13 protein-coding genes are annotated in these 12813 nt (G+C 62.8%); 4 read left to right on the top strand and 9 right to left on the bottom strand.

Annotation, left to right across the window (positions count from 1 at the left end; all coding sequences use genetic code 11):
* Nucleotides 1-233 precede the first annotated feature (233 nt).
* Genes AC0CMF_RS02690 through rsmA form a run of 3 tightly spaced genes read left to right on the top strand, consistent with a single transcriptional unit; the run spans nt 234 to nt 3041 of the window.
* Nucleotides 234-1160, top strand: coding sequence for a SurA N-terminal domain-containing protein (locus tag AC0CMF_RS02690; protein ID WP_208977436.1), 927 nt, complete (start codon nt 234-236; stop codon nt 1158-1160).
* Nucleotides 1161-1182: 22 nt separating this feature from the next.
* Nucleotides 1183-2202 carry a 4-hydroxythreonine-4-phosphate dehydrogenase PdxA gene (gene pdxA / locus AC0CMF_RS02685; protein WP_374628131.1) on the top strand — a complete coding sequence of 340 codons (1020 nt, stop codon included), beginning with the start codon at nt 1183-1185 and terminating at the stop codon, nt 2200-2202.
* Nucleotides 2199-3041, top strand: a complete 843-nt coding sequence (gene rsmA, locus AC0CMF_RS02680) for a 16S rRNA (adenine(1518)-N(6)/adenine(1519)-N(6))-dimethyltransferase RsmA (RefSeq protein ID WP_374628130.1) — start codon at nt 2199-2201, stop codon at nt 3039-3041. Before pdxA ends, rsmA begins: the two co-directional genes overlap by 4 nt.
* 28 nt (nt 3042-3069) lie before the next feature.
* On the opposite strand, the gene AC0CMF_RS02675 is transcribed toward rsmA, so the two are convergent.
* The 5 genes from AC0CMF_RS02675 to yajC all read right to left on the bottom strand — a co-directional run bounded on the left by AC0CMF_RS02675 (nt 3070) and on the right by yajC (nt 7371).
* Nucleotides 3070-3915, bottom strand: a complete 846-nt coding sequence (locus AC0CMF_RS02675) for a phytoene/squalene synthase family protein (RefSeq protein WP_374628129.1) — start codon at nt 3913-3915, stop codon at nt 3070-3072.
* A 95-nt stretch (nt 3916-4010) separates the two neighbouring features.
* On the bottom strand, nt 4011-4388 hold the full coding sequence (locus AC0CMF_RS02670; protein WP_082206153.1) for an Mth938-like domain-containing protein: 378 nt from the start codon (nt 4386-4388) through the stop codon (nt 4011-4013).
* Between the two features lie 10 nt (nt 4389-4398).
* Entirely contained in the window at nt 4399-5349 is a 951-nt protein-coding gene (secF, locus tag AC0CMF_RS02665) for a protein translocase subunit SecF (RefSeq protein WP_050475175.1), read from the bottom strand.
* Between the two features lie 17 nt (nt 5350-5366).
* Nucleotides 5367-6977 carry a protein translocase subunit SecD gene (gene secD / locus AC0CMF_RS02660; protein WP_050475176.1) on the bottom strand — a complete coding sequence of 537 codons (1611 nt, stop codon included), beginning with the start codon at nt 6975-6977 and terminating at the stop codon, nt 5367-5369.
* A gap of 64 nt (nt 6978-7041) precedes the next feature.
* Complete coding sequence (gene yajC / locus AC0CMF_RS02655; RefSeq protein WP_050475177.1) at nt 7042-7371, bottom strand: preprotein translocase subunit YajC; 330 nt, start codon at nt 7369-7371, stop codon at nt 7042-7044.
* Between the two features lie 249 nt (nt 7372-7620).
* On the opposite strand from yajC, the gene AC0CMF_RS02650 reads away from it, so the two are divergent.
* Complete coding sequence (locus AC0CMF_RS02650) at nt 7621-8517, top strand: ATP-binding protein (RefSeq protein WP_050475178.1); 897 nt, start codon at nt 7621-7623, stop codon at nt 8515-8517.
* An 85-nt stretch (nt 8518-8602) separates the two neighbouring features.
* On the opposite strand, the gene AC0CMF_RS02645 is transcribed toward AC0CMF_RS02650, so the two are convergent.
* The 4 genes from AC0CMF_RS02645 to serS form a co-directional block, all read right to left on the bottom strand.
* The gene (locus tag AC0CMF_RS02645) at nt 8603-9793 is read right to left on the bottom strand and encodes a peptidoglycan DD-metalloendopeptidase family protein (RefSeq protein ID WP_374628128.1); all 1191 of its coding nucleotides are present in this window, start codon (nt 9791-9793) and stop codon (nt 8603-8605) included.
* Between the two features lie 208 nt (nt 9794-10001).
* Entirely contained in the window at nt 10002-10682 is a 681-nt protein-coding gene (locus tag AC0CMF_RS02640) for a protein-L-isoaspartate(D-aspartate) O-methyltransferase (protein ID WP_050475180.1), read from the bottom strand.
* A 37-nt stretch (nt 10683-10719) separates the two neighbouring features.
* Nucleotides 10720-11478, bottom strand: coding sequence for a 5'/3'-nucleotidase SurE (surE, locus tag AC0CMF_RS02635; RefSeq protein WP_374628127.1), 759 nt, complete (start codon nt 11476-11478; stop codon nt 10720-10722).
* 3 nt (nt 11479-11481) lie between these two features.
* A complete protein-coding gene (gene serS / locus AC0CMF_RS02630) occupies nt 11482-12768 on the bottom strand; it encodes a serine--tRNA ligase (RefSeq protein ID WP_374628126.1) in 1287 nt (428 codons plus the stop codon).
* Nucleotides 12769-12813: the final 45 nt, after the last annotated feature.

The following is a 12813-nucleotide window of genomic DNA, read 5'->3' as shown; positions in this document are numbered from 1 at the left end:
AGGGCAGCAGGTTTCTGCTGCCCTGCAAGCTTGTCCGTGACGTGACATGTTTCGTCTTGATGCGTTCACGAAATGGTGGCCAGCACTTGCGTAAACGGCTCAATTTGGCCATTGTTTCAGGGCATTGCGTGGATAAAAGCATTGACCGTGACTGACTAAGCCTTGTTACGGGTCAAATTCATGTCCACGACGTCATAAGGGAGACGCCGGGAGCACGTGCCGGCTGGGATGAGATGAAAAAATCACTGATGATCGCCTGCGCCGCCCTTTGCCTTGTGGCGGCAACTCCTGTCGGCGTGTACGCCCAGTCTGCCATCAAGGTGGTTGTGGATGATCAGGCCATCACCTCGTTCCAGATCGGGCAGCGGGCCCGCCTTATTTCCCTGACCGAACGCAAGAGCGGCGCTGCGGCCACCAAAGCGGCTCAGGATGAGCTCATTGACGAGGTGCTGAAACTCAAGGAAGCCAAGCGCTACGGCATCTCGGTTTCCAAGAAGCAGGTCGACGATGCCTTTGCAACGATTGCGTCACGCGTCAAGCTGACCCCTGCCAACTTGTCCGCAGCCTTGCGCCAGAGCGGTGTTGATCCTCAGACGCTGCGCGATCGCCTGCGCACGGAAATCGCCTGGTCACAGATACTTCGTCAGCGTTTCCAGGGCCGGGTCTCGGTCAGCGAATCCGATATCGCAGCTCAGTTGCAGAAGCTGAGGAACGAGAAGGACCAGCCTCTCAAGAGCATCGAATACAGGCTCGAGCAGGTGATCTTCGTCGTGCCCGAAAAGGCTTCGGGCAACTTCAAGGCGCAGCGCAAGAGAGAGGCCGACCAGTTCCGCCAGAGCTTCACCAGCTGCGAACAGGCTGCTGAGAAGGCACGGGCCTTCAATGAAGTCGTCGTCAAGACTGTTGGCTTCCGTCTGGAGACCGAGCTTCCGGGTGACATGAAGGACGTGATTGCCAAGACGGAAGTTGGCCGCCTGACCCCGGCCCAGGTCACCCCCCGCGGGCTTGAAATGATCGCCGTTTGCGGCAAGCGTGAGCTGGCGTCTGATGTGGCGGCCCGCACCGAGATCGAGGACGAGCTGCGCCAGAAGGAAGGCGAGCAGCTGACCCGGCGCTACATCCAGGATCTGCGCCGCCAGTCGGTGATTTCCTACAGGTAACAAACCGGGCAAGGCTCCGCCGATGGCTGACATCCGTCTTCCGCTTGCCGTGACAAGCGGCGAACCCGCAGGCATCGGACCGGATGTCACCCTGCAATGCTGGGCAGAGCGGAGCCTTATGGGGCTGCCGCCCTTCTATGTCCGGACAGATCCCGAACTTTTGCGCAGCAGAGCCGCGCGGCTTGGCCTTGACGTGCCCATCATCGAAGTTGCCCCGGAAGGTGCCTGCGAAGCCTTTTCCAGCGCGCTTCCGGTGGTTGCGGACGGTCACAACATGGCTGATCTGCCGGGAACACCGGATCCAGCCACCGCCGCCGCCGTCATCGCCTCGATTGACGCCTGTGTTGCCGATGTGCGCGAAGGCCGGGCTGCGGCCGTCGTCACCAACCCCATCGCCAAGAAGACGCTCTATGACGCCGGCTTCCGCCATCCCGGCCATACCGAATATCTGGGAGAGCTGGCCGGACAGTTTGGGGCCGGTCCCCATACGCCCGTGATGCTGCTGGCGGGGCCTGAACTGATGGTGGTGCCCGTCACCGTCCATATCCCGCTCAGTGCCGTTCCCGCCACGCTGACGGCTGACCTCATCCTCGAGACCGCACGCATTGTGGACAGGGACTTCCGCAAGCGCTTTGGCCTTGCAAGGCCACGCATCGCCGTTGCCGGGCTTAACCCGCATGCTGGCGAAGGCGGCAGCATGGGACGGGAAGATATCGATATCATTGCCCCTGCCCTTGAGCAGCTGCGGCATGAGGGCAGGGATGTCAGCGGTCCCTGGCCGGCCGATACGCTCTTCCATCCGGAGGCCCGCAAGACCTATGACTGCGTGCTCGGCATGTATCACGACCAGGTTCTGATCCCGGTCAAGACCATCGCCTTTGACGACACGGTGAACGTGACCCTCGGCCTGCCCTTCGTGCGCACCTCGCCCGACCATGGCACAGCTTTCGATATCGCAGGCACAGGCAAGGCAAGGCCGCAGAGCCTTGCGGCCGCGTTGCGCATGGCCGCCGTCCTGGCTGAGCCGGAGAATCTTGAATGAGCCAGATCGACGGCCTGCCGCCCTTGCGCGAGGTGATCCGTACGCACGGCCTCGACGCGAAGAAGTCGCTCGGCCAGAATTTCCTGCTCGACCTCAACCTGACCTCACGCATTGCCCGCTCCGCCGGAGATCTTTCGGCCTGCACCGTGGTCGAGGTCGGCCCCGGCCCCGGTGGCCTGACCCGGGCGCTGCTCGCCAATGGCGCACGCAAGGTGGTGGCCATCGAGAAGGACAGCCGCTGCCTTCCGGCCCTTGCCGAAATCTCGGCGCATTATCCGGGCCGCCTCGAAGTGCTCGAAGCCGATGCGCTGACGATTGATCCGGCCGCATTGAGTGAAGGCTATCCGGTCAAGATCGTCGCCAACCTGCCCTATAATGTCGGCACACAGCTCCTGCTCAACTGGATCACCTCCCCCACCTGGCCGCCATTCTGGGAATCGCTGACGCTGATGTTCCAGAAGGAAGTGGCCGAGCGCATCGTGGCGACGGTTGAGGATGATGCCTATGGCCGGCTGGGCGTGCTGGCGGGCTGGCGGACGCGGGCGAAGATCCTGTTTGACCTCAATCCGCAAGCCTTCACACCGCCGCCGAAAGTCACCTCGTCGGTGGTGCATCTCACGCCCAATCCCGAGCCCCTGCCCTGTGATCTGAAGGATCTGGAGCGGGTGACGGCAGCGGCCTTCGGTCAGCGCCGCAAGATGCTGCGTGCCTCGTTGAAGGGGCTGAAGGCGGATGCGGAAACGCGCATCAATGATTGCGGCCTTGCACCGACGGCACGGGCGGAAGAAATTGATATCGCTGGTTTCGTGGCTCTGGCCCGGCGCTTTGCCGAGGCCTGAGCGAGACGCCTGATCAAAAGCTGAGCGGTCAGCCGAGCAGGCGCCGGGCACCGCGCCAGATCAGCCACTGGCGCCGCAGCTGGGACAGGGAGACCTCGGAGCGCAGCGGATCATACCCCTTCTGCTCCATCTTCCCCAGAAACGCCTCGACGAGCACAACCGGCAGGAAGGCGGGCACGATACCAGCCGTGCAGACCGTTTTCAGGCTCTTCACGCGGCCGAGATGATGGCGGATATGCTCGCGCATTTCGGCCAGAGCTGCTCCCAGTTCCGGCGTCGCCTCGCCCCGGAACAGGGTTTCCCGGTCTACCCCATGCCGGTCCAGCACATCGGCGGGCAGATAAAGCTGCCGGCGGGAGGCATGCCAGGGCAGAGCCCGCAGCAGCCCCGTAAGGCCGTAGGCAACACCGGCGTGTCCCGCAAGGTCACAGGTGCCGGCCTCATCCCCGCCCGCCAGAATGATCGAGGCCAGCTGCATCAGCGCCGAGGACGTCTCTCCGGTATAGCCCTCCAGATCATGCAGGGTTGGCATGGGATCGTCGTAAAGATCAAAGACCCGCGCATCGATCAGCCCCTGCAAGGCCTCGACAGGCAGCCGGTAGCGCTCGATGGTGCTGGCAAGGGCAGCGGCCACCGGATTGGCATTGGCATCACCATGCGCACTGCCGGACAGAAAATCCCGCCACCACTGCAGGCGGACCTCGCCGGGCAGAGGATCGCGCACCAGTTCACGCACCCGCGCCACTTCCATGTTGAAGGCATAAAGGGCCATCAACCCGCCACGGTGCTCTTCCGGAGCGAGCAATGCCGTCAGATAACGGTCCGGATCGTGCTGGCGCACCAGTGCCTGTGCGTGGCTAAAATTCGTCTGCATTCTTGCCTAAATAGGCCTCTTTCCAGCGTGGACCAGAGCGGTGAACTGCGGATGCCTCAAGGGCACAGTGTCAGGGAACTGGTCTGGCCTTCAGGTCAGTCCACCGCAATCAGCGCTGCCGCGGCGGCACGGTCTTCGGAGAGGAGAACGTTGAGCGTCCGGACGGCGGCGCCGGTGGACATGGGCTCGGCCTTGATCCCGGCCTCGCGGAACAGGGCGCGCAACTCACTGCCGAGAGGCTTGAGCTCCGCGCCGGTGCCAATCAGCAGCACTTCGATGTCCTCTGCCTGCTCCAGCACCCTGGAAAACACGTCTGGCGAGAGATCTCCAATGCCCGTCACATCCCAGCCGTGGATCCCGCTCGGCAGGCACAGGATCGAGCCGTGATGAGACATGCCCGCAAAGCGGAACCCGCCGCCTCCATAGGAGTCGACGGGTGCACGTCCGGGAAAATGCGCCTTGCGGATTTCCATGAGACCGCCTTCAGGCCGTCTTGGCCGGTGACTTGCCGTCCTTGGCGCCATCCTCTTCCTCACCGCCGCCGGTACCGCGCAGGTTGAACAGGATGAGCAAGGGAGCCGCCAGGAAGATCGACGAGTAGGTGCCGATCACCACGCCGATGATCATGGCCAGCGTGAAGGACTGGATGACCTCACCGCCGAAGGTGTAAAGCGCCAGAAGGGCGATCAGCGTCGTCACCGAGGTCATGGTCGTACGCGCCAGGGTCTCGTTGATCGACAGATCCAGAAGTTCGGCCAGCGGCATCTTCTTGTAGCGGCGCAGGTTCTCGCGGATGCGGTCATAGACCACCACCGTGTCGTTCAGCGAATAACCGATGATGGTCAGGATGGCCGCGATGCTCGACAGGGTGAAGTCGAGCTGCAGAACCACGAAAAGGCCGATGGTGACGATCACATCGTTGAGCGTCGTCAGGATGGCGCCCACGGCAAACTGCCATTCGAAGCGGAACCAGACGTAGAACAGGATACAGATCAGCGCCACGGTCACGCCAATGGTGCCGGCTCTCGCCAGTTCACCGGAGACACGCGGGCCGACGATCTCGACGCGGCGGAACTCCACCTGCCCCTCGAAGGTCTCGCGGATGTTGTTGATGGCCGCCTGCTGGGACAGCTCTCCCCCATCCTGCTGCTCGATACGGATCAGCACCTCGTCGGGGTCGCCGAACTGCTGAACCTGTACGTCGCCGAGGTTGAGGGCCGAAAGCTCACCGCGGATGGCGGCAAGGTCTGCTGGCCCTTGCGTCTTCAGCTCGATCAGGCTGCCACCCTTGAAGTCGATGCCGTAGTTGAGACCCACGGAAAAGAACAGGCCGAAGGACACGATGGCGATGACGATGGACAGCGGATAGCTGACCGTCCTGAACCACATGAAGCGGTATTTGGTGTTGTCCGGAAAGAGACGGAGCAAAGCCATGACGTTTTTCTCCCGGATCAGAGCGCAAGCTTCGTCGGCCGGGCCCTGCGGACCCAGATCGCGACAAGAAGCCGAGTGAAGGTGAAGGCGGTGAACACCGTTGTCAGGATGCCGATGGCCAGCGTCACGGCAAAGCCGCGCACCGGGCCGGAGCCGAGCTGGAACAGCACAAGGGCTGCAATCAGCGTCGTCACGTTGGCATCCACAATGGTGCTGAACGCGCGGGAGAAACCTGCGTCAATCGCCGAAATGGCCGAGCGTCCGTTGCGGTATTCCTCGCGTATGCGCTCATAAATCAGCACGTTGGCATCCACCGCCATACCGATGGTGAGCACGATACCGGCGATACCGGGCAGCGTCAGCGTTGCTTGCAAAAGCGTCAGCATGGCGAAGATCAGCGTCACGTTCACCGCCAGGGCAATGTCCGCGAACAGACCGAAACGGCCATAGGCGAGCAGCATGAAAATAATCACCGCTGCGGCACCGATCATCGAGGCAAGACGGCCGGCATCGATGGAATCCTGACCAAGGCCGGGGCCGATGGCCCGCTCCTCGATCACGGTGAGCCTCGCCGGAAGCGCACCGGCGCGCAGCAGCACGGCCAGATCATTGGCGGTCTGGACGGTGAAATTGCCCGAGATCTGCCCCGCCCCTTGCGTGATCGGCTCGTTGATGCGCGGGGCGGAAATCACCTCGTTGTCAAGCACGATGGCAAAGGGACGGCCGACGTTCTGCGTGGTGACGGTCGCAAACTTGCGCGCGCCCGCCGTATTCAGGCGGAAGCTCACGACAGGCTCGTTGGTCTGCTGGTTGATCGAGACCTGCGCGTCGGACAGATCCTCGCCGGTCATCAGCGGCACTTCCTCGACGAGATACGGCATCGGAGGATCATCCACCGAGCTGATCACCACGGTACCTGCCGGCGGGCGGCCCTGCATGGCCTGTTCGGCAGACATGGTGGTGTCGACGAGGTGGAAGGTCAGCTGCGCCGTCTGGCCGATCAGCGACTTCAGGCGCTCAGGGTTCTGCTCGCCCGGCGCTTCCACGAGAATGCGGTCGGTGCCCTGGCGCTGGATGTTGGGCTCAGTCGTGCCCAGTTCATCCACGCGGCGGCGGATGACCTCGATCGACTGCTGCACGATTGAAGCCATGCGCTGGTTGAGGCCGTCTTCGGTGAAGGTAAAGCGGACGAGGCCGTCGTTATCCACCGAGAGGGCAAATTCATTGACCGAGCCGCCGCCGAACAGGGAGTTCACCAGCGGATTGACCAGCGGCTGCAGGCGCTCGCGCACATCGTTCAGGCGGTCCATATCGCGGATGCGCAGCTGCACGCTCTCACCCTGGATGCCAAGACCGGTGTAGCCGATGCGCGGCTCCTTGCGCAGTTCGCTGCGGATCTCACCTGTCAGCGTCGTCAGGCTCTTCTGGATATAGTCCTGCCGGTCGATCTCATAGAGCAGATAGGCACCGCCCTGAAGATCGAGACCAAGCACAATCTGGCGCTGGGGAAGCCACTTGGGCCAGGATGCAAGTGTCGATGCCGGCAGAAAGTTCGGCAAGACGGACACAATGCCCGCAAGAATCACACCAATGATCAGTGCGATCTTCCAGCGTGCGAAATAGAGCATGTCGAAACGCCTGTATTAAGGCCCGGCACAAGGGGCCGGGCCAATGGGATCCGCAGGGATGGGATTATTCGCCGTCCTTGACCGGCTCGGACTTGGAACGCACTTCCTGCACCATGGAGCGCACCAGACGCACGCGCACGCCTTCAGACAGTTCAACCTGCACTTCCGAATCGTCAACCACCTTGACCACCTTGGCGATCAGACCGCCAGCCGTGATCACCGTATCACCGCGGCGCAGGTTGGCGACCATTTCCTGGTGCTTCTTCACCCGCTGACGCTGCGGGCGGATGATGAGAAAATACATGATGGCAAAGATGGCCACGAAGGGCAGCATCTGGATCAGGAAGTCGGGGCCACCGGCACCGGTCTGGGCATAGGCAGGGGTAATCAACATCAAGCTCTCCTCGCAGAAGGGCGATTCTCACCATTGGCGGATGGCACCACCAGTTTATTTCTGGTTTCGCCTTCATCAGATTGCGCGGACTATACCGAGGGAGCCCCGCAATTCAAGCCATGCTGCAATATTGAGCGTACCGATCCAGCCAAAACCGGCATTTCGGCCCCCTTCCCCACATGCTAAGCCTGACGAAGACGCGTTTCCTCGCGCCATATAGGCACTCAGACCGCGAGTTACACCTGCAAGATGACCCAAGGCGCCAAAGATTTTCCACAAATCAACCCGGACTTCCAGTTGCTGTCGGCCAAGCTCGACACACTGATCAGCCTCATCGCCCGTGCTGTTCCCGCTGAGCCGTCTGCCCCGGACTTTGCCGCTGCAGACGCTTTTGTCTGGCAGCCTCACCCGGGCGAACTGTCGCCCGTGCCGAAGGTCAACCGGGTGGACCTGGACCTTCTGTGCGCCGTCTCCCGCGTGCGGGATCTCCTCTTTGAAAACACCATGCGCTTTGCCAAGGGGCTTCCGGCCAACAACGCCCTGCTGTGGGGCGCCAGAGGCATGGGCAAATCGTCGCTGGTGAAGGCCGTTCACGGGGCGATCAATTCTGACGGCGGCGTGCCCGCGCTGAAGCTGATCGAGATCCACCGCGAGGATATCGACACCCTGCCCGCCCTGATGAAGATCATCAAGGGCGCCCCGCACCGCTTCATCATCTTCTGCGACGACCTGAGCTTCGATCACGATGATACCTCCTACAAGTCGCTGAAGGCGGTTCTGGAAGGAGGCATCGAGGGACGGCCCGAGAATGTCATCTTCTACGCCACCTCCAACCGCCGCCACCTGCTGCCGCGCGACATGATCGAGAACGAGCGCTCGACCGCGATCAATCCGGCCGAAGCGGTGGAGGAAAAGGTCTCCCTGTCCGACCGTTTCGGCCTGTGGCTCGGCTTCCACAACTGCAGCCAGGACGACTATCTGGAGATGGTCGGCGGCTATGTGCGACATTTCGGGCTGGAGATCGATGCCGCAACGCTGCGGGCAGAGGCTCTCGAATGGTCCACCACCCGGGGCGGACGTTCGGGCCGCGTTGCCTTCCAGTATATCCAGGATCTGGCAGGGCGCCTCGGCAAACCATTGTCCTGAGGCAACTGCGGCACAGAATCAACAAGGCCCGGAGAGCACATGCTTTCCGGGCCTTGTTCTTCACTGAGCTTATCCGAAGCGCCGGTCAGCCCTTGGGCAGATAGCGCGTCGGATCCACCGGACGGTTGCCCTGACGCAGCTCGAAATGCACCTGCGGCTGGGTCACGTTGCCGGTGGCACCCGCCTTGCTGATCACCTGACCGCGCTGCACCTCGTCACCGCGCTTGACCAGGATCTCGCTGTTGTGGGCATAGGCCGAAACCCAGCCATCCGCGTGGCGGATCAGAACCAGATTGCCGAAGCCCTGCAGCTCATTTCCGGCATAGATGACCGAACCATCACCGGCAGCCTTCACCGGTGTGCCTTCCGGCACCGCCAGATTGATGCCGTCATTGCGCGCGCCGCCCGGCTTGGAGCCGAATTCGGAAATGATGCGGCCACGCACCGGCCAGCGGAACATCGGCCCGCCTACGGCCTCGTCCGGGTCGATGGACGCGGTCTGCACCGGCTTGCCTTCACCGGCGGCAGAATTCAGAGCCTCTATGGCCGGCTTGTCATTGGCCGGCAGGCTGGAAGGCTGCACCTCACGCAGGGCGGCGATCGGGGCAGCCGGCTTCGGCTCGTTCGTGCGGGTCACCGGTTTGGCCGGGGCCGGAGCATTTGCGGCCTGCCGGACACCTGCAGGCTTGCGGTCCGGCGCTGACACGGCGGCGAGCTGCTGCGGAGCAGGCGCAATGGTCCCGGTTGTTGCAGGAGCCGCGCCGGCGGGCGGCAGCGTTGCCTGCGGAGCCGAAACGCCTGCCGTGGAATAGGTGGGAATCAGCACGGTCTGCCCGGCCTGCAGCGGGGCGTTCTTGTCGATCCCGTTGACGGCCGCGATGGCATCGGCAGGAACGCCGAAGCGCTGGCCCATGGAAGCCACGGTTTCGTTCTGGCGTGCGGTCACGCTGGTCCCGCCTGCACTTGACCAGCCACGCCAGGACCGCTCGCCCTGTGCCTGCGAAAGATCAGCCACGGGCTGGGCAGGTGCCGGAGCAGCAGCAACCGGCTGCGGCGCCGGAAAACCGGAAGATTGCGCCAGCGGCGGCAGCGACGAACCGGAGACCGAACCTGTCGTGCGGGGCGAGCCGCCGGAAGCAGGCAAGCCCCCATTATTGCTGCCACGCCCGGCTACCACGTCCTGATAGGTCGGCTGGCCACCGCCGGAACTTGCAAGGATCGAACGCTGATTAGGCGTGCTGCCGGTGTAAATGGGGCCGTCAGCGAAGCGCTCCATGCTGCCGCTGCACCCGGCGCCTACAGAAGCCAGTACACAGATTGCTGCGACCCGCAAACGCAGGGAGCTGCGATACTCACGCATCGGATTTGCCATCGCCCTACTCTGATCCACAGTTGAAAACCACTGGCAATCATTAGAAGCGAGTAAGGTTGACAAAGCCTAAACGCCGCATCAACAAAAGGTAAACCCCTTGATTTGCGGGCGTTTAGAGCACCTGTGCGATCCCATCGCGCAAGGAGACCAGCCGGACTTCGCCAACTTTGCTGCTCTGGTATTCACCATCCACCTTGCGCATGCACATCAGATCCTGCTGCTGTCCCGCAGGGCCGACCGGGGCGAGAAGAATGCCATCCGGCGCAAGCTGCAGGCGCACAGAATCAGGGATGGCCGGAACCGAACCTGTCAGGATGATCCGGTCATAGGGGGCTCTCTCGCGCAGACCCGTCAGCCCATCGGCATGATGAAACTCGACATTCTGGATCTTCAGCGCAGCAATGCGCTGGCGGGCCAGATTGATCAGCGTCTGGTAGCGGTCTGCGGTGAAGACATATTGGCTCAGATGGGAGAGAATCGCCGTCTGGTAGCCTGATCCGGTGCCGATCTCCAGCACCCGGTGGTTTGGCGCAATCTCCAGAAGCTGCACCATCCTGGCCACCATCGACGGCGCACTGACCACCTGACCGCATTCGATCGGCAGCAGCGAATCCTCATAGGCAAAGCGGTGGTGGCGGGCAGAGAGGAACAGCCGGCGCGGCACCCGTTCGATGGCGGAGAGCACACGCCTGTCGTTCAGTCCGCGGCGGCGCAGGGACAGAACCAGCGCCGCACGGGCCTCCGACTCATCCTGTGTGACCGATTCCGGACCGGTGTCGAACACCTGCGGCATGCCCCACCCCTTTCATGCCCCTCGTTGCATCCCGCAATCAGGCCAGATGCTCTGCCACCAGCCCGACCAGATCATGCGCGGTCAGATCCAGGCGCAGCGGCGTCACGGAGATGCAATTGGCATTGAGTGCGTTGAGATCGCTGTTGCCGACAGGATCATGCGTGCGGGCGGTAAAGCCAAGCCAGAAATACGGGAAGCCGCGCGCATCAACGCGCTCATCCACCATCAGGCCCGTCTGCTCGTGATGGCCCTGCACGGTCACCCGCACGCCCGCCACCTGATCCGCCGGACAGGCGGGGAAGTTGACGTTCAAAAGCGTGTAACGCGGCAGCCTGAAGTCCAGCAGCTTGCGGAACAGCGCCGGGCCATGCGTTTCCGCCGTGGAATAGTCCGGGTTGCGCCCCTGCCCGTAGCCATAGGCCTGCGAGACGGCAATCGAGGGAATGCCGAGGATGGCCCCTTCCATGGCGCCTGCAACAGTGCCCGAATAGGTCACGTCATCGGCGACATTCTCACCCCGGTTGATGCCGGAGAGAATGAGATCCGGCATATCTGGCAGCACCTTGCGGGCCCCCATGATGACACAGTCCGTCGGCGTGCCGCGCAGGGCAAAGTGCCGGTCGTTCACCTGGCGCAGGCGCAGCGGCTCGGACAAGGTCAGCGAATGGGCAACGCCACTCTGGTCGGTTTCCGGCGCGACGATCCAGACATCGTCGGACAGGGTCTTCGCAATCCGCTCCAGGGCATAGAGCCCCGGAGAATGGATGCCATCATCATTGGTGATGAGAATGCGCATGGCTCACCCGATCTTTTCGAGGCCGCCCATATAGGGGCGCAGAACCTCCGGCACCGTGATGCTGCCATCGGCGTTCTGGTAGTTCTCCATCACCGCAATCATCGTGCGGCCGACAGCAAGACCCGAGCCGTTGAGCGTATGCACGTAGCGCAGGCCCTTGGCCGCCGGATCGGACGGGCGCAGGCGCGCACTCATGCGGCGGGCCTGGAAGTCGCCGCAAACCGAGCAGGACGAGATTTCGCGGTAGGTGTTCTGTCCCGGCAGCCAGACCTCGATGTCATAGGTCTTCTGCGAGCCGAAGCCCATGTCGCCGGTGCACAGGGTCATGACGCGGTAATGCAGGCCAAGCTTCTGCAGCACCATCTCGGCGCAACCCAGCATCCGCTCCAGCTCGTCCAGCGAGGTTTCGGGCGTTGTCACCGACACCAGCTCACATTTCTGGAACTGGTGCTGGCGCAGCATGCCGCGCGTATCGCGGCCGGCCGAACCGGCTTCCGAACGGAAGCAATAGGTCAGCGCCGTAACGCGCAGCGGCAGCATGTCTTCCGTCAGGATCTCGCCCGCCACCAGATTGGTCAGCGGCACCTCTGCGGTCGGCACGAGATAGTGGTTGTCACCGGCCTTGAAGAGGTCTTCCTCGAATTTCGGCAGGTTGCCGGTGCCATAGAGGGTTTCGGAATTGACGAGCAGCGGCGGCGACACTTCGGTGTAGCCGTTCTGGGTCGTGTGCAGGTCGATCATGAACTGGCCGAGCGCACGTTCAAGCCGCGCCAGCTGGCCCTTGAGGACGACGAAGCGCGCGCCCGACAGCTTGGCCGCAACGGCAAAGTCCATGCCGCCGTTGGCCTCGCCCAGCTCGTAATGCTCCTTCGGCGCAAAGCCAAGGCTCAGCTCCGGCTTCTCACCCCAGGTGCGGTAGACAACGTTGCCGCTCTCATCCTCGCCATAGGGCACATCGTCCAGCGGCAGGTTGGGGATGACGCAGAGCGCCTTGTCGAGTGCCTCGTTCAGGCGGCGCTCTTCTTCCTCACCCTCCTGAATGAAAGTCTTGATCTTGGCAACTTCATCGATCAGTGCCTGAGCCGCTGCCTCATCCTTCGTGGCCTTGGCCTTGCCAATCTCCTTGGAAGCGGCATTGCGGCGCTCCTGGGCTTCCTGCAGGCGGGCGATGTGGCTGCGGCGCGCATCGTCGAGGGCGATGAGACGGGCGGATGCCTTGTCGAGGCCACGGCGTGCGAGGGCTGCGTCGAAGGCGTCGGGATTGTCCCGGATCCACTTGATGTCGAACATGTCAGGCTTCCGCTGAAAGACAGGAAAAGCGGCCCGGACAGACCG

The sequence above is a fragment of the Pannonibacter sp. CBAS1226 genome (assembly GCF_055685825.1).
The sequence above is the reverse complement of the archived record's forward strand: the minus strand, read 5'-3'. Positions and strand labels throughout refer to the sequence as shown.

What these genes read in the sequence shown, in the direction of transcription:
- AC0CMF_RS02650 (WP_050475178.1), top strand. Translation starts at nt 7,621, where the DNA reads ATGACCCAAGGCGCCAAAGATTTTCCACAAATCAACCCGGACTTCCAG.
- serS (WP_374628126.1), bottom strand. Translation starts at nt 12,768, where the DNA reads ATGTTCGACATCAAGTGGATCCGGGACAATCCCGACGCCTTCGACGCA.
- yajC (WP_050475177.1), bottom strand. Translation starts at nt 7,371, where the DNA reads ATGTTGATTACCCCTGCCTATGCCCAGACCGGTGCCGGTGGCCCCGAC.
- AC0CMF_RS02690 (WP_208977436.1), top strand. Translation starts at nt 234, where the DNA reads ATGAAAAAATCACTGATGATCGCCTGCGCCGCCCTTTGCCTTGTGGCG.
- pdxA (WP_374628131.1), top strand. Translation starts at nt 1,183, where the DNA reads ATGGCTGACATCCGTCTTCCGCTTGCCGTGACAAGCGGCGAACCCGCA.
- AC0CMF_RS02670 (WP_082206153.1), bottom strand. Translation starts at nt 4,388, where the DNA reads ATGGAAATCCGCAAGGCGCATTTTCCCGGACGTGCACCCGTCGACTCC.
- AC0CMF_RS02675 (WP_374628129.1), bottom strand. Translation starts at nt 3,915, where the DNA reads ATGCAGACGAATTTTAGCCACGCACAGGCACTGGTGCGCCAGCACGAT.
- AC0CMF_RS02640 (WP_050475180.1), bottom strand. Translation starts at nt 10,682, where the DNA reads ATGCCGCAGGTGTTCGACACCGGTCCGGAATCGGTCACACAGGATGAG.
- rsmA (WP_374628130.1), top strand. Translation starts at nt 2,199, where the DNA reads ATGAGCCAGATCGACGGCCTGCCGCCCTTGCGCGAGGTGATCCGTACG.
- secF (WP_050475175.1), bottom strand. Translation starts at nt 5,349, where the DNA reads ATGGCTTTGCTCCGTCTCTTTCCGGACAACACCAAATACCGCTTCATG.
- surE (WP_374628127.1), bottom strand. Translation starts at nt 11,478, where the DNA reads ATGCGCATTCTCATCACCAATGATGATGGCATCCATTCTCCGGGGCTC.
- secD (WP_050475176.1), bottom strand. Translation starts at nt 6,977, where the DNA reads ATGCTCTATTTCGCACGCTGGAAGATCGCACTGATCATTGGTGTGATT.
- AC0CMF_RS02645 (WP_374628128.1), bottom strand. Translation starts at nt 9,793, where the DNA reads ATGGAGCGCTTCGCTGACGGCCCCATTTACACCGGCAGCACGCCTAAT.